The organism is Bifidobacterium primatium, from assembly GCF_002802875.1.
Lineage (GTDB): Bacteria > Actinomycetota > Actinomycetes > Actinomycetales > Bifidobacteriaceae > Galliscardovia > Galliscardovia primatium.
Window position 1 is genome coordinate 667668 of record NZ_PEBI01000001.1, and the last position, 23044, is coordinate 690711.

The 23044-nt window shown below is 58.3% G+C and carries 14 protein-coding genes and 2 pseudogenes; 8 read left to right on the plus strand and 8 right to left on the minus strand.

The window, feature by feature from the left end:
• Nucleotides 1-29: 29 nt before the first annotated feature.
• Nucleotides 30-1595, minus strand: a complete 1566-nt coding sequence (locus CS006_RS02600) for a sugar transferase (protein WP_100510196.1) — start codon at nt 1593-1595, stop codon at nt 30-32.
• Between the two features lie 757 nt (nt 1596-2352).
• On the opposite strand from CS006_RS02600, the pseudogene CS006_RS11080 reads away from it, so the two are divergent.
• Nucleotides 2353-3447, plus strand: a pseudogene (locus CS006_RS11080) (ABC-F family ATP-binding cassette domain-containing protein); the annotation flags it as partial.
• A 45-nt stretch (nt 3448-3492) separates the two neighbouring features.
• Nucleotides 3493-4506 (plus strand): annotated as a pseudogene (locus CS006_RS11085) (ATP-binding cassette domain-containing protein); the annotation flags it as partial.
• Nucleotides 4507-4767: 261 nt separating this feature from the next.
• Here CS006_RS11085 and CS006_RS02610 read toward each other — a convergent pair.
• Nucleotides 4768-5193 (minus strand): type II toxin-antitoxin system VapC family toxin, encoded by a 426-nt coding sequence (locus tag CS006_RS02610; RefSeq protein ID WP_100510198.1) that lies wholly within the window; start codon nt 5191-5193, stop codon nt 4768-4770.
• Nucleotides 5190-5465: a FitA-like ribbon-helix-helix domain-containing protein gene (locus CS006_RS02615; RefSeq protein WP_100510199.1), complete on the minus strand. Its 276-nt coding sequence runs from the start codon at nt 5463-5465 to the stop codon at nt 5190-5192. The genes CS006_RS02610 and CS006_RS02615 overlap by 4 nt, the downstream gene beginning before the upstream one ends.
• A 239-nt stretch (nt 5466-5704) precedes the next feature.
• Between CS006_RS02615 and ffh the strand changes: the two genes are divergently transcribed.
• The 6 genes from ffh to CS006_RS02645 all read left to right on the plus strand — a co-directional run bounded on the left by ffh (nt 5705) and on the right by CS006_RS02645 (nt 14216).
• Nucleotides 5705-7345 carry a signal recognition particle protein gene (gene ffh, locus CS006_RS02620; RefSeq protein ID WP_100510200.1) on the plus strand — a complete coding sequence of 547 codons (1641 nt, stop codon included), beginning with the start codon at nt 5705-5707 and terminating at the stop codon, nt 7343-7345.
• A 309-nt stretch (nt 7346-7654) separates the two neighbouring features.
• On the plus strand, nt 7655-8833 hold the full coding sequence (locus CS006_RS02625) for an endonuclease/exonuclease/phosphatase family protein (RefSeq protein WP_100510201.1): 1179 nt from the start codon (nt 7655-7657) through the stop codon (nt 8831-8833).
• 33 nt (nt 8834-8866) lie between these two features.
• Nucleotides 8867-9784: a hypothetical protein gene (locus tag CS006_RS02630; protein ID WP_100510202.1), complete on the plus strand. Its 918-nt coding sequence runs from the start codon at nt 8867-8869 to the stop codon at nt 9782-9784.
• A gap of 137 nt (nt 9785-9921) precedes the next feature.
• Nucleotides 9922-11826: a DUF4422 domain-containing protein gene (locus CS006_RS02635; RefSeq protein WP_100510203.1), complete on the plus strand. Its 1905-nt coding sequence runs from the start codon at nt 9922-9924 to the stop codon at nt 11824-11826.
• Between the two features lie 114 nt (nt 11827-11940).
• A complete protein-coding gene (locus CS006_RS02640; protein WP_100510204.1) occupies nt 11941-12963 on the plus strand; it encodes a glycosyltransferase family 2 protein in 1023 nt (340 codons plus the stop codon).
• Nucleotides 12964-13100: 137 nt separating this feature from the next.
• Nucleotides 13101-14216: a glycosyltransferase gene (locus CS006_RS02645; protein ID WP_165777188.1), complete on the plus strand. Its 1116-nt coding sequence runs from the start codon at nt 13101-13103 to the stop codon at nt 14214-14216.
• Nucleotides 14217-14254: 38 nt separating this feature from the next.
• Here the strand turns inward: CS006_RS02645 and CS006_RS02650 are convergent, their stop codons facing one another.
• The 5 genes from CS006_RS02650 to rfbB form a co-directional block, all read right to left on the minus strand.
• Nucleotides 14255-15691 carry an oligosaccharide flippase family protein gene (locus tag CS006_RS02650; protein WP_100510206.1) on the minus strand — a complete coding sequence of 479 codons (1437 nt, stop codon included), beginning with the start codon at nt 15689-15691 and terminating at the stop codon, nt 14255-14257.
• Nucleotides 15692-15899: 208 nt separating this feature from the next.
• Nucleotides 15900-18341 carry a YfhO family protein gene (locus tag CS006_RS02655; protein WP_100510207.1) on the minus strand — a complete coding sequence of 814 codons (2442 nt, stop codon included), beginning with the start codon at nt 18339-18341 and terminating at the stop codon, nt 15900-15902.
• Nucleotides 18342-18849: 508 nt separating this feature from the next.
• Nucleotides 18850-20187, minus strand: coding sequence for an AAA family ATPase (locus CS006_RS02660; RefSeq protein ID WP_279324813.1), 1338 nt, complete (start codon nt 20185-20187; stop codon nt 18850-18852).
• A 226-nt stretch (nt 20188-20413) separates the two neighbouring features.
• Nucleotides 20414-21889 carry a sugar nucleotide-binding protein gene (locus CS006_RS02665; RefSeq protein WP_100510209.1) on the minus strand — a complete coding sequence of 492 codons (1476 nt, stop codon included), beginning with the start codon at nt 21887-21889 and terminating at the stop codon, nt 20414-20416.
• Nucleotides 21890-22024: 135 nt separating this feature from the next.
• A complete protein-coding gene (rfbB, locus tag CS006_RS02670; RefSeq protein ID WP_100510210.1) occupies nt 22025-23044 on the minus strand; it encodes a dTDP-glucose 4,6-dehydratase in 1020 nt (339 codons plus the stop codon).

Below are 23044 nucleotides of genomic sequence, written 5' to 3' on the forward strand. Positions count from 1 at the left end.
ATCGTCCATATCGTTCGTCTTCGTCGTCATCAGTAGGCGCCCTTATGCGTGATGACGACGCCCACGGTCTTGAACAGTATGGTGAGGTCGCCGGTGATGGACCAGTCCTGCACGTACGAGACGTCGAGCTGTTCGGATTCCTCGGCGGTCAGGTTGCTGCGGCCGGACACCTGCCACGGGCCGGTGATGCCGGGCTTGACGTACATGCGCGTGGCGTACAGCCGGTTGTATCGGGCGTGTTCCTCGGGCAGCGGCGGGCGCGGACCGACGACGCTCATGTCGCCGCGCAGCACGTTGAAGAACTGCGGCAGCTCGTCGATGCTCCATTTGCGGATGAACGCGCCGACTCGGGTGATGCGCGGGTCGCGCTTCATCTTGAAGATGAAGCGGTCGGTCTGGCCGGTCTCCTCGGCGAGTTTCGCCTTGAGTTCGTCGGCGTTCGTGACCATCGAACGGAATTTGATCATATGGAACGGCCGTCCTCGCAGGCCGATGCGCTTCTGCCCGTAGAACACGGGACCGCCGTCGTCGATTTTGATGGCGATGGCCGTGGCAATCATGATGGGCGAGGATGCGATGATGGCCAAAATGGCGAGCACGAGATCGAAGGCGCGTTTGATCATGCGCGTGCCGAAACCATACTGCGGCAGTCGCAGCGTCAGCACCGGCATGCCCTGGATGTTGCGCAGGTAGAGTCGGTGCGCGCCCATGTCGGCGGCGCCGGCGCTGAGCGCGATCTCCAATCCCAATGATTCCACGGCGAGCGAGAGCACGTTGAATTCGACGGAATCACGGCGGATGACGTCGCAGATCAGCAGCGTCTGCACGTTCATGCCGATGGCCGTGGCTCCGAGACGCGCGTCGTACGGCAGCACGGTCAGTTTGTCGTCGATGTCGACGTCGGCCGGGAGCGGCACCGACACGACGGACTTCGTCCGCGGGTCGACGCCGACGGGGCATACGGCGACGGGACGGTAGTTCATCTGCGTGCGGCGGCGGAGTCGGCCGAGCGTTCGAGCGATGCAGGCGGGAGAGCCGATGATGATGGTCGCGTAGGCGAACCGTCCGTCGCCGCGACGGCGGGCGATGATGCGGCGCGCTATGAATCGTGCGATGACGGTGAACGCCAGCGTCATCGCAGCGGTGGCGATCATGACGTGCAGCGGCAGCGGCAGTCCGAAGATGTAGTTGACCGCGGCCTGGATGACGAACGTCTTGACGACGCCTTCCACGATCTTGTAGTTGACCTGATAGCCGTCGCCCATGACGTGGCGATGATAGATGCCGGCGGTGTACAGGCAGGCCACGTAGATAAGGGCGAACAGCAGCAGGAGCACACCGGTGAGCAGTTCGCTGGCCATGCCGTCGTCGTCGGGGATGTAGGAGAACGGTTCGCGCACGAACATGATGAGATTCGCGAACACGAGCATGGAGCCATCCACGACCATGAGTATCAGATTGACGAAGAACCGCCAATACAGCACCTGGGAGAGCTGATGGGCGCCGGCCGCCATGACATCGTTATCATTGCCGGCTTCGATATTGGTGGCTGTCGCGGAATCCTTTCGATTCCACCAATGATGCTTCCTCTTCAAACGCCACCCTTCCTCAACGTCGGTTCGCCCTAGGGTTCTTCTCAATCGGGGGTATGTAACATCCGTTAACTATACGGTACGACACCTACAAACAAACGTTTTATATGGCTACAGGAGAAACACTGACAACCCCTCCACATTTTTCCGCATTGTCGCCAAGGTATGCACCCTATACCCCGATTGCCCATGAGTCTTCGGGAGTGGACCATGGGCCTTCGGATGCGGGGCATGGACCGTCGGGAGTGAATCATGAGTCTTCGGATACGGGGCATAAGTCTTCGGACGCAAACCGAAAAGTGGGTCTATCGGATTACCAAGCTTGGGAAGCGAGCTATCCGACCATCAAATTAGGCAAAGTGGGTCTAGCCGTTCATTAACTTCGACAAGAACCGGCAAAGTGGGTCGAATACTTCACTAAATTTGAAAAGTGGGTCAAAACGTTCACGAAGAGCGGGGTTTCGCCTTCCCCACGTATGTATTAGACCCACAAACCCGTAAATGAATCGATAGACCCACTCTTTATACGGCGTGTAGACCCACAAACCAGTTCATGATCGGATCATCGACCGAATAGACCCACAAAACCAATCCCCAATGAACCATCATGAACCGACAGACCCACAAAACCAATCCAACAGACCCACAAACCCCAATTCGCGGCCAAGTCCATAACCGGACAGACCCGCAAAACCGAGTCAATAGACCCACAAACCCGTAAATGGAGGGTTTGACGTCGCTTGGCGGTAGATTGGCGCTTATGCCGATTTATGACCTGGGACTTGAACACGTTTCGCTCGCTTTCGCCACGAAGACCATCTTCACCGATGTGACGCAGGGGGTTTTCGAGGGCGACCGCATTGGCATCGTCGGCAGGAACGGCGATGGCAAATCCACGCTGCTGCACCTGTTCAACGGCACGATGGAACCGGACTCGGGCCGCGTGACCATTCGCGGCGGACTGACGTTCGGCATGCTCGACCAGCGCGATCCGCTTGACGACGACGCCACCGTGCGCGAGGCCGCGCTCGAAGGCCGCGAGGACTACGAATGGGCCGCGGAGACCAAGTCGCGAGAGATTGTGGAGGCGCTGCTGGGCGGCATCGACCTGAACGCACGCGTCGGCTCGCTTTCCGGCGGCCAGCGCCGCCGCGCCGACCTCGCCCGACTGCTGCTGAAGGATTGGGACATTCTCGCGCTTGACGAGCCGACGAACCATCTGGATGTGGTCACGATCCATTGGCTGGCCGAGCATCTGAAGAACCGCTGGGCCAAGGGGCAGGGTGCGCTGCTGCTGGTGACGCACGACCGTTGGTTCCTCGACGAGGTGTGCGAGTCGATGTGGGAGGTGCACGACGGTGTGATCGACCCGTTCGAGGGCGGCTATTCGGCGTACATGCTGCAGCGTGTGGAACGCGACCGTCAGGCGGATGTGCGCGAGACGAAGCGCCGCAATCTGGCCCGCAAGGAGCTGGCGTGGCTGACCCGTGGCGCGCGTGCGCGTTCGACGAAGCAGAAGTTCCATGTGAAGGCCGCGCGCGAGCTGATCGCCGACGTGCCTCCGGTACGCAATACGCTCGAATTGAAGCAGATGGCGACGTCGCGTCTGGGCAAGCAGGTGGTCGACCTCGTCGACGTCACCCAGATCTTCGCCAAGCCCGCACCGAACGCTGACGCCGCTCATGCCGATGGCGCCGAAACGACCGAGGACTTCGTGACCGCCATGTATGCGGAGCCGCAGCCGCATGGTTCGGTCGAGGTGGCCGTGGATACGCTCGCCGATCCGCGTCTGGTGGACGCCGGCATTCCCGAGGCCATCGCCGCAGCGGAGAAGGCGCGCGCCGAGGCCGAGGCGTTGGCACGCGAACAGGGCGTGGCCGAGGTGAAGGTGAAGCCGGAGGTCACGTCCGCCGCACAGCGCGTGACCGTTTCGGGCCGTAAGATCCTCGACGATGTGACGTGGCTTATCGGCCCGGGCGACCGTATCGGCATCGTCGGCGCGAACGGCGCCGGCAAGTCCACGCTGCTCAAGCTCATCGACGGCTCAATCACCCCGACCGTAGGCCATGTGAACATCGGCAAGACCGTGAAGTTCGCCGTGCTTTCGCAGCGGCTTGACGAACTGGAGAAGCTGGGCAAGTACAAGATCAAGGAAGTGCTGAGCCGCTACAAGCCGAGCTACATCGTGGACGGCAAGGAGGTGACGCCCGGTCAGCTCATGGAGCGCCTCGGCTTCTCCTCCGCCCAGTTGATGACGCCGATCCGCGACCTTTCCGGCGGCCAGAAGCGCCGCATGCAGCTGCTGCTGATCCTGCTGGACGAGCCGAACGTTCTCATCATGGACGAGCCCGGCAACGACCTCGACACCGACATGCTCGCCGTGATGGAGGACCTGCTCGACACCTGGCCGGGCACGCTGATCGTGGTCTCCCACGACCGGTATCTGCTCGAACGCGTGACCGATCAGCAGTTCGCACTGCTCAACGGCAAGGTGCGGCATCTCCCCGGCGGCGTGCAGGACTATCTCGACATGGTCGAACGCATGCAGAAGGAGGGCGCGGAAGCCGTCTTCGGCACGGATGGCGCCTCGGGCAAGAATGGTGGCAGCGGCAAGGGCGGCAACGGCACGGCCTCAGACGGCAACGGCGCGGACACCGCCGGCGACGATGCGGCCGATGCCAAGCCGAAGCTGTCGGGCAAGGAATACCATCAGGTCACACGTCGCATCTCGGCCATCGAGCGCAAGCTCGCCAAGCTCGAGGAGCAGAAGGGCAATCTCGAGGAGCAGATGGCCGCCCATGATCCCACGGACTTCGAGGGCCTGAACAAGCTCAACGGGCAGATGCAGGCCATCGCCTCGGAAAGCGACGACCTTGAAACCGAGTGGATGGAGCTCAGCGAACAGGTCGAGTAGTTGAATACTGGTTGGGGCTGGGAGCCACACGTCCCAGCCCCAACCAGTATTCGACTCCCCTCAGTCCGCCTCCGGCGGCCAGCTCCCCTCAACCTTGAGGGGAGCCAAACACTTACTCAGCCACGCCTTCCACGAGTTCACCATATCCACCACAGCTCCTCTCACAGAGAGGGCCATGGGCAATGAACGTCATCCACCGCTTCGGCTCCCCTCAGGATTGAGGGGAGCTGTCGGCACGGCCGACTGAGGGGAGTCGACCGCCTATTCAGCCGTACTCCCCCACGGGTTCACCACATCCACACCGGTTCCCTCGAAATTCTTCACATTCCGCGTGGCCACCGCAGCCCCGCGCGACCGGGCCATCGCCGCGATCATCGCGTCCTGCACCCCGATGGGCCGCCCCATCCTTCGCCGCTCCGCCATGATGCGGCTGTAGTTCAGCGCGGCGACGATATCGAAATCCGCGGTCCGGGCGACGAAATCCCCACAGAACCATTTGACCACCGCCGCCAGCCGCTCCCGCTTTCGCCCTTCAGGCAGAAGGCGCACGCCCAGATAAAGCTCCGCAACGGTAATGCTGGTAATCATCAACTCACCAAGGTCTTGGGACCGCCACCAACGCATCACCGCCGTGTCCGGCCGCGCCTTCCACAATTCACTGACGACATTCGTGTCCACAACGATCATGATGCACCCTCAAACGGCAACGGACGTCCATAATCCTGACGGTCACGAACGTCGAATTCATCCCCCTCTATATATTCCCCGTCCAGCAGTTCCCGCATCTCGGCCACAAAATCAGCGGCGTTCATCGTCCGCTTTGCCACGTACGCCGCAAGATGATCCTCGATGATCGAACGGGCCTGGGACTCCATGGAACGGTTGTTCTCTTCCGCCTCCCGTTTCAGCAATGCAATCCGGCCGTCATCGACCTTGCGAATGGTAATCGTCGCCATCATGACTCCTTTCGTCGTATCCCGGCAGTCCAGGAACCCTTTGCTGTCATTTTGCTGTCATCAATTACCGATGCTAGCAAAATGCAATCATTCAAGCAAGCGCATGAAAACATCCCTTGCATAAAACAAGGCCCACAGACCTCCAAGAAAAACCTCCGACGAAAGCCCGCATAAAAAACCGGCAATCCGACCATCCCTCCCTATACCGCTTTTCCCGCCGCATCGGTAGACTTGGGGTCATTATGGCTGCTTTTACTTCTTTGACTGACCGACTCTCGGGCGCGTTCAAGAACCTGCGCTCGAAGGGCAAGCTTTCCGAAGCGGATATCGACGGCACGATCCGCGAGATCCGCCGCGCACTGCTCGACGCCGACGTGGCGCTCGACGTGGTGCGTTCATTCACCGGCAAGGTGCGCGAGCGCGCGCTGGGCGCCGAGGTCTCGCAGGCGCTGAACCCGGCGCAGCAGGTGGTGTCCATCGTCAACGACGAGCTGACGAACATCCTCGGCGCCGGCGTCGACCGTCCGCTGAACTTCGCGAAGAACCCGCCGACGATCATCATGCTCGCCGGCCTTCAGGGCGCCGGCAAGACCACGCTGGCCGGCAAGCTCGGCTACTGGCTCAAGGACGCCGGTCACACGCCGCTGCTCGTGGCCGCCGATCTCCAGCGTCCGAACGCCGTCACCCAGCTGCAGGTGGTGGGCGAGCGCGCCGGAGTCCCCGTGTACGCCCCCGAACCGGGCGTGCAGGCCGACGGCGACGACGTGGCCTCCCCCGACCAGACCACCGGCGACCCGGTGAAGGTGGCCCGCGACTCCATCACGCTGGCCAAGGAGAAGCTGTATGACACGGTGATCATCGATACCGCCGGCCGTCTGGGTGTGGACGACGTGCTGATGAAGCAGGCGCGAGACATCCGCGACGCCGTGCAGCCGAACGAGATCCTGTTCGTCATCGACGCGATGATCGGTCAGGATGCGGTGAAGACCGCGAAGGCGTTCGACGAGGGCGTGGACTTCACCGGCGTGGTGCTCTCCAAGCTCGATGGCGACGCCCGAGGCGGCGCCGCACTGTCGGTGGCGAGCGTGACCGGCAAGCCGATCCTGTTCGCCTCGAACGGCGAGGGCCTCAAGGACTTCGAGGTGTTCCACCCCGACCGCATGGCCTCCCGCATCCTCGACATGGGCGACATCCTCACCCTCATCGAGCAGGCGCAGAAGGAGTTCGACGAGGAGGAGGCCCGCAAGGCCGCCACGAAGATCTCCGACGGCAGCTTCGGCCTCGACGACTTCCTCGACCAGCTGCAGCAGGTGCGCAAGCTCGGCCCGATGAAGAATCTGCTCGGCATGATTCCGGGCATGGCTGCGCATCGCAAGGAACTCGAGATGTTCGACGAGAAGGAAGTCGACCGCACCGAGGCGATCATCCAGTCGATGACCCCCGAGGAGCGTCGCAACCCGAAGATCATCGACGGCTCGCGTCGCGCCCGTATCGCCTACGGTTCCGGCAACACCGTCTCCGCGGTGAACGGCCTGCTGCAGCGGTTCGAACAGGCCGCGAAGATGATGAAGCGCATGAGCAACGGTTCGTGCGGCATCCCCGGCATGGGCGGCCCCGGCGGCACGAAGAGCAACCGCAAGGGCAAGAAGGGCAAGAAGAAGGGCGGCAAGTCCGGCAACCCGATGAAGCGCGAGGCCGAGGAGAGGGCACTGCGCGAGCGCCTTTCCGGCAAACCCTCGGGCTCCAAGGGCAGCGGCTCGGCGTTCCAGAAGAAGCCGCAGAACCCCGCGCTTCCCGCCGGCCTGCAGATGGGCGAGAACGGCATGCCCGAGCTTCCTCCGAACCTCGGCGGCGGCCTCGGCGGACTCTTCGGCGGCCGCTGAGCCTTCCCCACTTCCCCGCCTGGTTTACGTCCGGTCCATCAGACCACGGTAAACCGGCACTTCAATCCATCGGCTCCCCTCCCAACGGAGGGGAGCTGTCTGCTTTAGCACGTCATTATGCCCGCTTCCACCCCACATCCAGCCAAGCATCCTACGATGTCCGGAAACACGGCATCGTCTCGCACGCGGCCGACGACCCGCACACAGGCAGCAGCCCCCCGCACCCCGCCGGCGTCCCGCCGCGCACGGCCCCGCCGCAAGCAGCCGGCCGCATCATCCACGTCGTCATCCACATCAAGGAGCCATATCGTGATTCTTTGGATTCTGCTCACCGTCATCGCGCTATGGATGGCATTGAAATACCTGCCGGCCGGCGCGGACCGGCATCGTCCACTGCCCGAAGTCATCGCGCTTATCCCGCTGCTCATCGTGCCAGTCGTGCTGCTGCTGGCGCTCGCCGCCGTGCTGCGCATGTGGCCGCAGTGCGTGATGGCCGTAGTGCTGCTGGTCGTGCAGCTGCTGTGGCAGGCGGCATACGTCGTGCCGATGCCTGCCGCAGTGACGACCATACTCGGCGTTCCCCGACAGTCGGTCGCCATGTCGTCGGCCGTATCGTCGACGACGGCCGACGATGACGGCACCGACGACGCAACGGCCACGTCGACTTCGTCGTCGCAATCATCGACACCGTCACAAGCCTCCCGAACCATCCGCGTGATGACGCTCAACACCCGCTACGGCCGTGCGGATACCGGCACCATCATGCATCTGGTGAAGCAGGAACACATCGATCTGCTTGCCGTTCAGGAGGTGAACGACGATCTCATCCATCGTCTTGAGGTCTCGCATATCGACGACGAACTGCCCTATCGTGTGCTCGGCAAGTCGCGGCCCGACGACAATGCCGGCTCGAACGCATTGTTCATGCGTTTCGAGCCGATGGCGTACGCCGACGAATCGGTGAACATCAGCGCCGCGGCGGCCCCCGTGGCGAAGGTGCGGCTCGGCAGTCAGATCGTGGAATTCGCGTCCGTGCATCCGAAGTCGCCGCCTCGCAGCGGTCAGGATTGGAGCGACGGCGTGCGCGCACTCGGCCAATTCTCCGTTCGCGCGGATAAGTGCAACGCCGCCGGCGAATCCTCCGAAGCGACGGACAGCGCCAAGCTGCCGACCGATGCGAACGGCACGCCGAAGCAGTATTCCACGGCGCCACATTGCGCGGCAGTGGTGCTCGGCGATCTCAATTCAAGCGTCTATCATCCCAGTTTCCGCGATGCGCTGCGGCAGGGTTCCGGCCTTGCCGATTCGTCGTTGGAACTGCATCGCGGCTGGAACAACACGTTCCCGGCCAGCTGGCCCACGTTCCCGGCGCTTATTGAAATCGACCACGTGCTGCATACGAACGGCATCGTCGCGAAGTCGGCGCATTCGGCGAAAATTCCCCGCACCGATCATCGTGCGCTCATCGTCGAACTCGAAATCGAGTAATATACTCCCGGCTGCGTGCCACAATGGAGGATTATGAACATCATTGAGGAGTTTACGCACGGTAAACACCGTGATCAATCGCTCAACGAGGATGGCTATTTCATAGGCGGCGGCTTCGTGGCCGTGGTCGACGGCGTGACCAGCAAGGCGTCGGAACGCATATGGATGCCCACGCCCGGCGTGGTGGCGAAGGATACGCTGCTGGCCGCGTTGGAGCAGATCGTGCAGTCGCAGCCGTCGCCGTACGCGTGGCCTAACGCGCAGCTCACGTCAAACGCCCCCGCAGCCATGCGCGCGATGCAGCAGCGGCTCGACGCCGCGTTGCACGACCGATACGAGGCGTCGCCGCTCTCCCCAGACTTCTTCCGTCAGCATCCCACAGAGCGTCTGCAAGCGAACATGGTCGTCTACAGCGAGGCTCAGCATGAGATCTGGCTGTTCGGCGACTGTCTGGCGATGGTCAACGGCAAGCGCATTCCCACGATGAAGAAGGTGGACCTGCTGCTGGCCGAACTGCGCAGTTTCGTGTTCCAGGCGCAGGATGCCGCCAAGGCCAGCGGAGTCGGCGTGGGAGTGGCCGACGCGGTGCCGCTGTCGGCGGTCACGTCCACCGCGGTGTTCGCCGATCCCGGCCGCGACGCCATCATGCCGTTCCTGAAGATGCAGGCGAACTTCGCCAACCAGCGCGGCGAGTACGGGTATTTCGTGTTCGACGGCTTCACCGATCCGGAATACCCGGTCCATGCGGTGCCTGTGCATCCGGGCGACGAGGTGGTGCTCGCCAGCGACGGATACCCGATCCTGTGCCCCACGCTCGACGATTCCGAAACCGAACTGCTGCGGCTGCGGCAGAAGGACCCGCTGCTCATCCGCGAGTTCAAGGACACCAAGAGCTTCTCCCCCACCATGGAATCGTTCGACGACCGCACGTATGTGCGGTTCGTGGTGTGAGCAGTGTGAACGCGAGTGTGAGCGGTGTGAGGGGTACGTGGCGGCATCGCGCACACATCCGGCCGTTCACCGGTGAATAGACTAGAATTTTTTCCATTCAGGAAAACAACGATCTCGATAATTCAAGTAGGGAAAGCATGGATAAGACGACCTCCGACTCCTCGCCAGTCATCAACATTTTCGTCGCTTCGCACAAAGACGTCGAATATCCCGAAAGCTCCATTCTCCGGCCGATTCAGGTCGGTGCGGAGAACGCTCCCGTTCGTTTCAAGAACGTTCTGCACGACGACGAGGGAGACAACATCTCCGACGTCAATCCCATGTACTGCGAGCTGACTGCGCAGTACTGGGCCTGGAAGAACGCCGACGCCGACTACTACGGTTTCTGCCACTACCGCCGTTATTTCGATTTCTCCGGAACCCCGCACGAGGAGAACATCTACGGCGAGATTCTTGACGATTACATCGATGAAGGCACCATCCGCGAATACGGTCTGGATGACGAGCACATCGCCAACCAGGTCGAGGGCTGGGACGTCATCGTCTCCCCCGTCAATTCCGTGCGCCGTATGGACGGCTACGCGAATCTCAAGGCGCATTACTCCTCGAACAAGCATCTGCATCTCAAGGATCTCCGCCACGTCTACGACATTCTGTGCCGTCGGCATCCCGAATACAGGGATGACGCCGATGCCGTACTCAACGGTCACGAGGCGTCGTTCTGCAACATGTTCATCATGCGCAAGGACATCTTCTTCGACTACTGCGAATGGCTGTTCCCCTTGCTTGACGAGTTCACCGCGACCACGGACATGTCGTACTACGACGTCGAGGGATTGCGTACGCCCGGTCATCTCGCGGAACGTCTGCTGAACATCTATCTGAAGCATCAGCTGCGCATGGGCAAGGGCTGGAAGGTGAAGCATCTGCAGTGCGTGCACTTCATGTTCCCCGAAAAGACCCAGTCGCTGAAGCCGCTGAATCAGGCCCGTGACAACGTGGCCGATATGAACCGCATCGTCCCCGTGGTGTTCGCCGCCGACAACGCCTATGTGCCGATGCTCACCACCACCCTGTATTCGTTGATGGAGAACGCCTCGCGCGGCTTCCACTACGACCTCATCGTGCTTGAACGCAACATCAGCGCCTATAACAAGACGCTGATGCAGAACATGATGGCACAGTATCCGAATGCAACGCTGCGGTTCTTCGACGTGGATCCGATCATCGGCGACTACACGCTTACGACGAGCAACGCCCATATCAGCGTGGAGACCTACTACCGATTCCTCATTCAGGATGCGCTGCCGTTCTATGACCGCATCATCTACCTGGATTCCGATCTCATCGTCAACGGCGATGTGGCCGATCTCTACCACACGAACGTGGATGGCAAGGCCATCGCCGCCGTGCGTGACCTCGACTTCCTCGGCAATCTCAACATGCCCGACGGCAAACGCCGTGAATACGCCGAGAACAAGCTGGGCATGACGAACCCGTACGACTACTTCCAGGCCGGCGTACTGGTGATGAACCTCAAGGAGATGCGTAAGCTGCATTCGGTCGCCGAATGGCTGACCATCGCCTCCGATCCCGATTACATCTACAACGACCAGGACATTCTGAACCAGGAGTGCCAGGGCAAAGTGGTGTACATCGATTACGCGTGGGATGTGATGCACGACTGCGCCGACCGCGTGAAGAACATCTTCTCGTTCGCGCCCGCTCCCGCGTACAAGGCGTATCTGGAGTCCCGCAAGGAGCCGAAGATCCTGCATTACGCCGGTTTCGACAAGCCGTGGAAGAACCCGTGGTGCGATTTCGCGCCGTTGTATTGGCAGTATGCGCAGCACACCCCGTTCGCCTTGCAGCTGATGGCACAGGTCGCAGGCATCGAACCTCCGCATACTCCCGCCCATCATGAGAGGGTGATTGCGGAGGACAGCCCGATTCGCAAGTACGCCGACAAGCTCGCCCCCATCGGCTCCAAGCAGAGGGAGCTGCTCAAGACCGTCGCCCGCAAGGTGCAGGGCAAGGAGTAATCGCCACTTGCGAGAAGCCTCGGCTTCCTGCCGTTCATAGTTCGCCGCCAACCATTAGAATGGTTGGCGGCTCTTATCGTAAAAGATTAATAATCGTTAGTAGTTGAAGGTACGATGCGACTTTTTATCCAGATTCCATGCTTGAACGAGGAAAAGACCCTGCCCCTCGTGTTGGAGAACATGCCGAAGGAGATTCCCGGCATCGATGACATCCAGCTGATGATCATCGACGACGGCTGCTCCGACAAGACCGTCGAGGTGGCGCGCAGCCTTGGTGTGCAGCATGTGGTGCATCATGCGAAGCCGATGGGCCTGGCCCGCGCGTTCCGCGACGGCGTGGACTATGCGCTGAAGCACGGCGCCGACATCGTGGTGAACACGGACGGCGACAACCAGTATCCGAGCGCCGCCATCGCCGAGCTCGTGCAGCCGATCGTGCGCCATGAGGCGGATATCGTGGTCGGCGACCGTCAGACCGCGAAAATCAAGGAGTTCAGCTGGTTCAAGAAGCGCATGCAGCACTTCGGCTCCTGGGTGGTGAACAAGGCCGCAGGCACGCATATCCCCGACGCCGCCAGCGGCTTCCGCGCCTACTCGAAGTCGGCGCTCATCAAGCTGAACATCGTCACCGAGTTCAGCTACTGCATGGAGACCATCATCCAGGCGGGCAACAAGCGCATCGCCATCACGTCGTACGCCATCACCACGAACCCGAAGACGCGTGAATCCCGCCTGTTCTCGAACATCTTCGAGCATATGGCGAAGTCGGGCGGCGCCATCATCCGCAGCTTCCTGATGTTCAAGTCGAACGTCATCTTCAAGTGGTCGGGTATCGTGTTCGCCATCGCCGGCCTGATTCCGATCATCCGATTCCTCGTGCTGGCCGCCATGGGACTGACCGAAGGCCACCTGCAGTCGCTGATGCTCGGCGTGGCGCTGCTCATGCTCGGCGCCCTGTGCTTCGCGCTGCAGATCATCTCCGAAGTGCAGCGCATCCAGCGTCGTCTCGTTGAGGATGAGCTGGAACGCACCAAGGAAATCCAATACTCCCTGCCCTACCAGAAGATCTGGGCCCAGCAGGACGAGTTCGGCGGCTACACCGGTGAAGCGACTGGCCTGCCCGGCGAGAACGACTGATTGATTCCTCTGGCTTCCCCTTTGAGGGGAAGCTGTCAGCCAAAGGCTGACTGATGGGGTGGCCGGCGACGCAAGTCGCCGTTACACTCCCCCTGCTGTCACCTCCCCGTTCCTTTCCCACCAACGAAAGACTCATCATGTCCTCCTCTCAACCCCGCGTTCTCGCATTCGGCACTTATAACGTCCGTAAGCACCCGCGCGTAGGCATTCTCATCGACGGATTGCACCAGAACGGCTGCATCGTCGAAGAGATCAACCATCCGCTGGAGCTGTCAACCGCTCAGCGCGTGGAGATTCTCAAGAAGCCGTGGAAACTGTTCGGCTTCGGCTGGAATCTTCTTACGCTGTGGAACAAGCTTCGCAAGGATGCCAAGCAGTGGATGCGCAGCAACGGCAAACCCGACGCCGTACTCGTGGGCTACATGGGGCATTTCGACGTACTGCTTGCACATCATGTGTTCAAGAAGACGCCGATCATCCTCGATCATCTGATCTTCGCAGGAGACACCGCCAAAGACCGTGGTGCGCAGGGGTTGAAGGTCAAGCTGCTCAAGAAGCTCGACCGTATGGCCATCAACGCCTCCACGCTTGCCGTGCTCGATACGGAGGAGCACAAGGCCATGCTCCAACCCGGTGACAACGGCATGGTGATTCCGGTAGGTGCACCCGAGGAATGGTATGAGGCGGGCGATGCCGCCGGCGACAACCGCACGAAGGACATCGTCTTCTACGGCCTGTATACGCCGTTGCAGGGCACGCCTGTCATCGCTAAGGCAGCGAAGATTCTTGCCGACCGTGGTCTGACACCGCATTTCACGCTTATCGGCAAGGGCCAGGATTACGACGAGGTCCGCGCCATCACCAAGGGACTCGACAACGTGGAGTTCAAGGACTGGGTGGAGCCGGAGGAATTGCCGAAGGTCGTGGCCAGCCATGCAATCTCGCTGGGCATCTTCTCCACCACGCCGAAGGGCCTGCATGTAGTGCCGAACAAGGTGTACCAGTCCATGGCCGCCAAATGCGCCGTCATCACCAGTGATACCGCTCCCCAGCGCCGTATGCTCGGCGATGGCGTGGTGTTCGTGAAGCCCGGTGATGCCGAGGCTTTGGCCGCTGCCATTGAGGAATTGCTCTCCGATTCCGCCAAGCTCGCGAAGGAACAGATCAACGCCGCGCTTGTTGCCGAACAGTTCACCAGCGTAGAGATTACCAAGCAGTTGGCAGCTTGGATTAAGAATCCGAAAAAGCGGTAAACAAAAGGTCACCAAAAATCGGTGACCTTTTGGTCTTTTTACGCACCCAGCTTCTTGAGGCTGCCGAGACTGACAACCTTGCAGGCCATGAGTACACCGATGTATGCCACGTATACGACCGCGTAGATCAGGCCGAGCACGAGCAGGTTCGACGTGGAAAAGAACCGGAAGCCGAACCATACCGCCAACCACAGCAGCACGTTCGAGCCGACCACGAGCCACGCGGTCTTTGTCAGTACGCGGCCGACCTTGCGGTACGCACGAATGAACGACACGGCCATGGTGATGAACGTGCAGGTCACGCTCGCAACCGCGATGGCCACGATGCCGCCGAATTTGGCTGACAGGATGAACACCGGCACGACCACGACCAGCGACACGATGGACAACACGTCGGAGAACCGGCTCGAACCATACGAGTTCAGTACCATGTTCAGAATGACGGTCATGCCCATGAAGAAGTTCGACAACGCCAGGCACGACAGCGTGGGCGCCGCCACGGTGAAGCCCTCGCTGTAGAACGCCAGCAACAGGGATTCGCTGCTGGCCGAAATAACCACGGGAATCGGCAGGATGAACACGAACACCAACAGCAGCAGCTCCTGAATGCGTTCCAAGGCCCGTTCCATCTTGCCTTCGGCGACCAGCTTGGCCACCACCGGCAGGATGACCGTGGAGAACGCCTGCAGCAGATAGTAGGCGATCTTGCCGAAGTTCATCGCACCCGTGTAATAGCCCGCCATGGCGGCCGGCTCGACCACGGCCTTGACGATCAGCGTGTCCACGCTGAGCACCAGCGACACCATGATGAAGAAGAACGAGAAGCTCAGCGTATGGTGCGCGACCTCGCCGAACGGCACTTTCTCCGGCCGATGCACCTTCAGCGGCGCATGGTTCGCCGCAAGAATCACGCAGCCAAGCAGAATCGTCAACGCCACGGCCAGCAGGAAGCCGACCTCCACGCCCAACACCGGGTCGTCGACGAACACGAAGATAATCAACGGAATCACGCCCAGCTTGGCAATCGGATAGAACGTGCTCAGCAATGCACTCGTGCCGAACCGCTGCAAACCATCATTGATGCCAAGCAGAATCACCTGCAGACCGTTGGCGATGACCAGAAACGCGGCCACACGGAAGTAGAAGTCCAACGACTCGTCGTTCAGCACAATGCCGAACAGGGGCGCACCGAAGAAATTGATAGAGAAGAACACCGCGATGACCAACAGCTGGAACAGTATCGTCTTGCCAATCACATCGCCGATATCGTACTTATGCCGCGAAATCTGGCTTGCCAACGACTGGCGGGCACCATTCGAGACAAACATATACTCGAAGTCCAGCACCGTGATGATCGTGCCCACCACGCCGTACGCCGCCGGCGGCATCGAATTGCCAAGGAAGTAATGCAGCACATAGCCGCTGACAAAGAACATCACATTGCTGATCAGATTCAGCACCAGACCACGACGCAAACCGCCCCATTCCCCGCCCGGCCAACAACATGGTCACGGCGATACAATAAAAACCCAGCCGAGCAAGAATAGCAGCGGCCACAAACCACACCAATCCTAGCAGCGCATACAGCCGCACCACTGCATAGTCAAACCCCTCGCATCATGCCTGTGGAAAGCTCATATATGGAACAGATCTTTCCACAGGCACTCCAAAAATCGCAGCTACTTACACCGCCGAATACTCTGTGTCACGAAGATTCCGCAACCAGACGTTCTCCTTCTTGGAGAACACAGCAAGACCGATGAGCAATACCACTCCGACACCGGCAACGGCGAAGAACCGATACAAGGTCGTCGGCTTGTATTCCAGTTCGATGCGATGAGAACCGGACGGAACCTTGATAGCACGGAACAGCCCATTGCCCTTGTATATCGAGGTCTCCTGCCCATCGATGTAGGCTTTCCAATTGCCGTCGTCGTATTCATTGACCAGCAGATACTGATCGGAACTCGTCTTGGTGGAAATAATCATGTTGCCGTTGCTCTTCTGATCAATGGACACTACACCTGCAGTGGTATCCGCATCGTTTGCAGCAACAGAGCGGGTGCTTTCGCCTTGGGGAACGCCATATTCCTTGCTGAAGAACACCGTGTTCCCCTGGTATTCCTTCCCCATGGCGGCTAGCACCTGAGCGTTGGTCTTATAGACCTGCACGTTGGATACCAGCTGAACGTTGGGAGCCGGATTATCAAGTTCCTTGACCAGCAACCCGTCATTACCCACAGTCTTCATGCCTGCGCCACTTGAGTATTCCGGATTGTTCTCCTGGTTCGGGCTGCTGACAATGTACTTGACACCAATGTAGCGAAGAAGATTCTCATTCTTCGTATTCAAGAAAATCGTATTGGTTGGGCTTGAAGTATATGCGCTGGGGTCAATGGCCGAATAATAAGCCTTGATATCCTCATTCGTCATACTGAGACCATGGCCACGAATATCACGAAGGTTATAGAACATGGGGGAATCTACAGGGAAGTCCACGTTCTTGGAAACGATTTTCTCCCCGTTCTTTGTATGCGCCTGAAGATACTGAATCGTCTGCGTAGCAGGAGGAATAGCGGAAGCACCCTTCTGCGTCAGTGGAAGATACTGGGCGGCAAAAAAGCCGGTATCCAACACGACAATAGCGCAGATGGCAACAGAGCAAATCTGAGAAAGAACCCTGACGCCTCGGCCTTTACCCGTGATGCATGTGGCCAGAAGAAGCACTACAAAGGCAAGGGCGGCAGAAACGTACACCACATACTTCTGGTTGGCTCCTGTCCAGTGTGCTGTAAGCTCAGTGTTCCGGGTACGCCACGCAACCAGCGCGAAGACGATGAAGCCGATTGCCAGAACTCCCCAAATCTTAAGTTTATCCACCAGTTCGGAGGGAACATGAGCAAAAAGATCGTCTATATTAATGCCGGCAAGAATGGCCAAAGCAAAGTTCAACAGTATGACAATACGGAACTTGTATGATGTATTGACCATCGGCATGTGCGTAAAGATGACATCGAAAACCGGTGTGAAGAGCAGCAACAGCACAATGGCCGACGTGACGGCGAAGAAGCCTACGCGAGGTTTCTTTCTGAAATTGATAATGACCAAACCAAGTGTGATGATGGCGAGCACACCCGTATACAACATGCTTTCAATATTGTTTCGCGTAGTACTCGTGGCAAGGAATGGGAACAGCAGTGTCTTGAGCTGCGGTAGTTCAAGGCCAATGGAACTCCATCCAGCACGGGACTCAGAATATCCATTGGATCCCACCGAAGTCAGAAGACCACCTGTATACGGCAAAGACATCACGACGCCAATAACAACCGACCCTATGCCCGCAACCAATGTAGCAGCAAAGGTTTTCCAATGGTTCCAATGCGTTCGGCATGTATAGAACACAGCATACGCAAACGCAAGATAGAAGAAGTATGCGGCAAAGGTCGGCATACCAGCAGTAAGCATGAGGAAGACGATAATCGCCGTCTCTACCATGTAACGAACTTTCAGTTCGCGAATAAGCTTGTCCAGTACGAGGAACAGCCATGGGGCGTACATGCCGACCTCGGTATGGGGCCAGCCCTGCCATGTAACCATGGCTGCAGACAGAGCATATGTGGTTCCGGCGATGAAACCGCCCCGTGCCGAATACCCCATCTGCTTGACGAACAGGTACATGCCGGCAAAGGCACCGACGACCTTGACAATGGCAATAAGCAGCATCGCCGCGCCGAAGGGCAGCATGTACAGATAATTCAGTGGGGAAAAATAAAGATTTATTCCCTGGGGGGCTCCGATACTGAACGAGGGTACCCAAGCAGTGAATATGCCCTGATGAATGGTTGAATACGCAATGGGCAGTACGTTATCGGAAATATCCGAGTAACAGAAGCCCCCAGTTTCCACATTTAAAGAGCTGAACGGCTTCCAGCGATACAGGCAGTTGGTATAGGAATAGTTCCAATTACCAAACACAATGGAATGGTAAACGTACAGCAACATACCGATAACGCCCAAAACGACGGCTGAGGGAACAATAATCCTTCGTGCACTCCATTGCTTGGAGACATCTTCATGGCGGCCTTCTTTGCCGTGCCTAGGCCGACTGATTTTGGACACAATCATCCTGTTAATATTCCTTCGTCATTTGCGCAAGAGCACTTTCCTGAATCTCTTCAGTATGTTCAGTGTACTGATATGGCCTGATTTCATTCCCCGCTCCTCGACAGTGATAGACAGACTGATGAATACCAGACTTTATCAGGACACACCACGGCATGAAGTTCAAAAACCGGAAATATCGAAAGATTCGTTGCCAGAAGAATTTGCGATAACCCGCCAACATCAATCATCACTTAGACGATAACTTATCGTACACACCAAGCAATTGTTCAATAGATTGTCTCAGCTCTTCCTGCGAATATCGATTAGTCAGCTCCTCAATATCATCAACAGAATCAGGGGCACGCCAAGTGGTTTTAGTTGCGTCTTGTTCATGCCTCCTCTTGCATTGCGCGAAGAATCCCGGATTGCGTTTACAGAAGTCCATGGCCTCGCTCTTTTTCCCGATTGTCTCAGGATGGTCGATTAAATTCCGTATATGCACCGGTAATGTTTCCAACTTTATCGGATATCATTTTTTGTTATTGGAATCGACTTTAAAGTTACGGTCATCGAAACGTTCATATTTCCGTTCAAAATTATGCTGTTCTACTAAATAGTTATCCACTGATGCAATAGTGCCAGTAACGTACCCACGTTTTTTCAACAACGTCATCAAAGCCCCAAATAGCTCATTGTGAAACTCCACACTGACTACATTGAAAGCAAAATAATTAATCTCTCCCCACGTAGGACTGATCCCTGCAAAACGATTCAGTCTATCTCCGCAGAGAAACTTAGAACTTCTCCCTTCATGGGAGAAGACATATAGACAATGTTTCTGAGCGTCAAAATGCCTCAACAAATATGGAGAATGAGTCGTAAGGAATATTTGTGAATGTGCGGACAACCGGTCAAGCGCAGTTAGCAGCCTATCTTGTGCAGTCGGGTGGAGAAATGTTTCTGGCTCGTCAAGGAAAAACAAGAACGGCTTACCAGATGCACCAGCTTCACTAACATCAACTCCTGCATATACTTGAATCAAAGCCAAAGCTAATGCACGTTGCAGTCCTGTTCCCTTCAGGGAACTATCCGTAGTGATTCCATTATCCGCTAAATCCACGTGTCCGGTTTTGAAGAATGTATCAAGCTGGGGTAAGCCAAAGTTGAACGTTACCCCTACCTGACCGTACTGTTCACCAAGAATGGACTCAATGCGCTGCTCAATGGGTTTAAGCAACGTAGCAATGCTGCCGTTCTCGTTTGGCCCAAAGGCATGCCTGTGAGCTTCCTCGAACTTCCCCCAAGTATCACTGTCTTTAAAACTATTTGTTACATCGCTAATCAAACGACCGATAATCTTGGTTTTACCGAAATCATGGAAATCATCATTGTTAGTGTCCGCCCACACATACTGCGCATCAAATAAAGCGCTAATCGTCTTATCAATTCCCGTGGGATTTTCGAATTGTTTCGTCTCGGGGTTATAGATACGTACATTTCTGATACTCAGGCTACGATGTTTCTTATTTTGGACGATATCTTCTTCCCTGCTTGACCTCATTACACGCAGGAAATAACCATCACTATCTTGGCAAATATATCCCTCATACTTCTTTAAATTCTCCGATGAAGAAATTACTGATGGAATATCTGAACCTCGAAACTCAAGTTCGACAGACACATCTCCATCTTCCCCCTGAGTCAGCAAAACGTCAGGGTCACCACCTGATTCGATAAAACTAACAGCATGAAAAACGGTAGTCTTCCCGCAGTTGTTATTACCGACAAAAATGTTCATCGATGGAGAACAAACAAGAACATGATCGCCTCTATAGCTTTTAAAAATTATGGAATTTAATCTTTGCAATATACATATAAGCCGCCACCTTTGCTACATCGAAACCAATGTGTCCGTGAGCATAACCCTTATATTACTCACGAACACATCAACCATGGCTAGACCATATCACTTTCTCAACCGGATAATAGTTCGGTCTGCAATTATGAAAAGACCATACTTCAACCATATTGACCTGCCGGCAGGTTCGTATTTCACCCACAGACGGCCTTGCATTTGCTTTATGTCAAAATCTTCAAAAAGAAGAGTGCGAGCGCCACTCCCCCAGTTCCTTGGCGACGTACGCCTTGAGGGATTCCTCCCAGTCGGCGGGCTTGTAGCCGGCGGCCTCGATCTTGGCGAGGTTCAGGGCGGAGTGCACCGGGCGCGGGCTGACCGGGCTCTTCGCGTTCTTGAAGTACTCGGCGGTGGAGATCGGCTTGACCTTGCCTCCGTTGCCGTTGGTCTGGTCGAACACGGCGGCGGCGATCTCGGCCCAGCTCTTCACGGCGCCGGAGCCGGTGAGGTTGTAGGTGCCGTATTCGGCGTTGCCGTCGAGCAGCGCGAAGATGGCTTCGGCCATGTCCTTGGTGAACGTGAGTCGGCCCAGCTGGTCGTCGACGACGGTCACCTGGTTCAGGGCGTCGTCGGCATCGGCCACGCGGTTGGAAAGCATCATCATGGTCTTCACGAAGTTGTGGCCCTCGCCGATTACCCAGCTGGAACGCAGGATGTAGTGCTTCGGCGCGTTGGCCACGGCGATGTCGCCGGCGGCCTTGGTCTGGCCGTACACGCCGAGCGGGGCGAACGCCTCGGTCTCGTCATGCTCTTCGACGGTGCCGTCGAACACGTAGTCGGAGCTGATGTGCACGAGCGTGAGGTTGTGCTCCTTGGCCACCTTGGCGAGCAGGGCCGGGCCCTGCGCGTTGGCCTTCCATGCGACCGGACGGCCTTCGGCGGTCTCGGCCTTGTCGACGGCCGTGTAGGCGCCGGCGTTGATGATGGTGCCGTAGAGGCTCCAGTCGTAGGCCTCGTACGCGGCCGGGTCGGAGAAGTCGAACTCGTCGATGTCGGTGTATTCGAAGCCCTGCAGGTCGTGGGCCTCGGCGTAGGCGCGGATGGCGTGGCCGAGCTGGCCGTTGCAGCCGGTCACGAGCGTGCGCTTCGGAGCCATGGGTTTGGCGTCCTTGAGCATCGGATGATGCAGGTCGGCTTCGGAACGCTCGGACTCCTCCAGCGGAATCGGCCACTGGATGTTGAGCTCCGGATCGGCGAGGTTCACGAACGTGTAGGTCTTCTTCTGTTCGAGGCTCCAGTGCGCGTTCACCAGATACGTGTACGCGGTGCCGTCCTCAAGCGCCTGGAAGCTGTTGCCCACGCCACGCGGCACGTAGATCGCACGGCTCGGGTCGAGACGCGTGGTGAACACCTGGCCGAACGTCTCGCCCGGGCGAAGATCCACCCACGCACCGAAGATCTCACCGGTGGCGATGGAGATGTACTTGTCCCACGGCTCGGCGTGGATGCCGCGCGTCACGCCCTTCTTCGCGTTGAAGGAGATGTTGTTCTGCACCGGTCCGAAGTCCGGCAAACCAAGCGCGGTCATCTTCGCGCGCTGCCAGTTCTCCTTGAACCAGCCACGGTTGTCGCCGTGCACGGGCAAATCGAACACCAGCAGACCGGGGATGTTGGTCTCGGTGACCTTCAGTTCCTTCTCGAATTCAAATGCCATGATTACTCCTCGTTCGTCGTTTCTTGCCATGTATATGGACTCATGACTTGCCGTACATCTGCGTACGCCCCCTCGGTCTGCCGAAAGCAGACAGCTCCCCCACCATTCGTGGGGGAGCCGGAAGGGATCAGTCGATCACTGGCCCTGGGCCTTGTACTTGGCTTCGGTGGCGGCCTTGGCCGGCTCCCACCAGGCACGGTTCTCGGTGTACCAGACGATGGTCTTCTCAAGGCCCTTCTGGAAGTCGGTGTGCGTGGGCTTCCAGCCGAGCTCGGTCTGCAGCTTGGTGGAGTCGATGGCGTAGCGGCGGTCGTGGCCCGGACGGTCCTTCACCCAGTCGAAGTCGTCACGGTCCTTGCCCATGACCTCGAGGATGTCCTGCAGTACGGTGATGTTGTTGCGCTCGCCGTTCGCGCCGATGAGGTAGGTCTCGCCGATGCGGCCCTTGGTGAGGATGGTCCACACGGCGGAGGAATGGTCCTCGGTGTGGATCCAGTCGCGCACGTTCTTGCCGTCGCCGTACAGCTTCGGACGCAGGCCGTCGAGGATGTTGGTGATCTGGCGCGGGATGAACTTCTCCACATGCTGGTAGGGGCCGTAGTTGTTGGAGCAGTTGGAGATGGTCATGCGCACGCCGAACGTACGGTGCCACGCACGCACCAGCAGGTCGGAGCTGGCCTTGGTAGACGAGTACGGGCTGGACGGATGGTAGGGGGTCTCCTCGGTGAACTTGGCCGGATCGTCGAGCGCGAGGTCGCCGTAGACCTCGTCGGTGCTCACGTGGTGGTAGCGCACGTCGTACTTGCGGGCGGCCTCGAGCAGACGGAATGTGCCCTCGACGTTGGTCTTGAGGAACGGCTCCGGGTTGGCGATGGAGTTGTCGTTGTGCGATTCGGCCGCGTAGTGCACGATGGCGTCGTGGCCGGGAACGAGCTTGTCGAGCAGCTCGGCGTCGCAGATGTTGCCGTGCACGAAGTCGACGCGGTCGCCGAGGATGCCCTTGATGTTCTCAAGGTTACCGGCGTAGGTGAGCGCATCGAGCACGGTAATGTGCACGTCGGGATGGTTGTTGTAGACGTAGTGGACGAAGTTGGAACCGATGAAGCCGCAGCCACCGGTCACGATGATGTTCTTCGGAGAGAATGCTTCAGTCAT

Excerpts from the sequence above, each read along its gene's own strand:
- CS006_RS02610 (WP_100510198.1), bottom strand. The coding sequence starts at position 5,193 with ATGATCGTTGTGGACACGAATGTCGTCAGTGAATTGTGGAAGGCGCGG.
- CS006_RS02615 (WP_100510199.1), bottom strand. The coding sequence starts at position 5,465 with ATGATGGCGACGATTACCATTCGCAAGGTCGATGACGGCCGGATTGCA.
- ffh (WP_100510200.1), top strand. The coding sequence starts at position 5,705 with ATGGCTGCTTTTACTTCTTTGACTGACCGACTCTCGGGCGCGTTCAAG.
- CS006_RS02630 (WP_100510202.1), top strand. The coding sequence starts at position 8,867 with ATGAACATCATTGAGGAGTTTACGCACGGTAAACACCGTGATCAATCG.
- CS006_RS02635 (WP_100510203.1), top strand. The coding sequence starts at position 9,922 with ATGGATAAGACGACCTCCGACTCCTCGCCAGTCATCAACATTTTCGTC.
- CS006_RS02640 (WP_100510204.1), top strand. The coding sequence starts at position 11,941 with ATGCGACTTTTTATCCAGATTCCATGCTTGAACGAGGAAAAGACCCTG.
- CS006_RS02645 (WP_165777188.1), top strand. The coding sequence starts at position 13,101 with ATGTCCTCCTCTCAACCCCGCGTTCTCGCATTCGGCACTTATAACGTC.
- CS006_RS02655 (WP_100510207.1), bottom strand. The coding sequence starts at position 18,341 with ATGATTGTGTCCAAAATCAGTCGGCCTAGGCACGGCAAAGAAGGCCGC.
- CS006_RS02665 (WP_100510209.1), bottom strand. The coding sequence starts at position 21,889 with ATGGCATTTGAATTCGAGAAGGAACTGAAGGTCACCGAGACCAACATC.
- rfbB (WP_100510210.1), bottom strand. The coding sequence starts at position 23,044 with ATGACTGAAGCATTCTCTCCGAAGAACATCATCGTGACCGGTGGCTGC.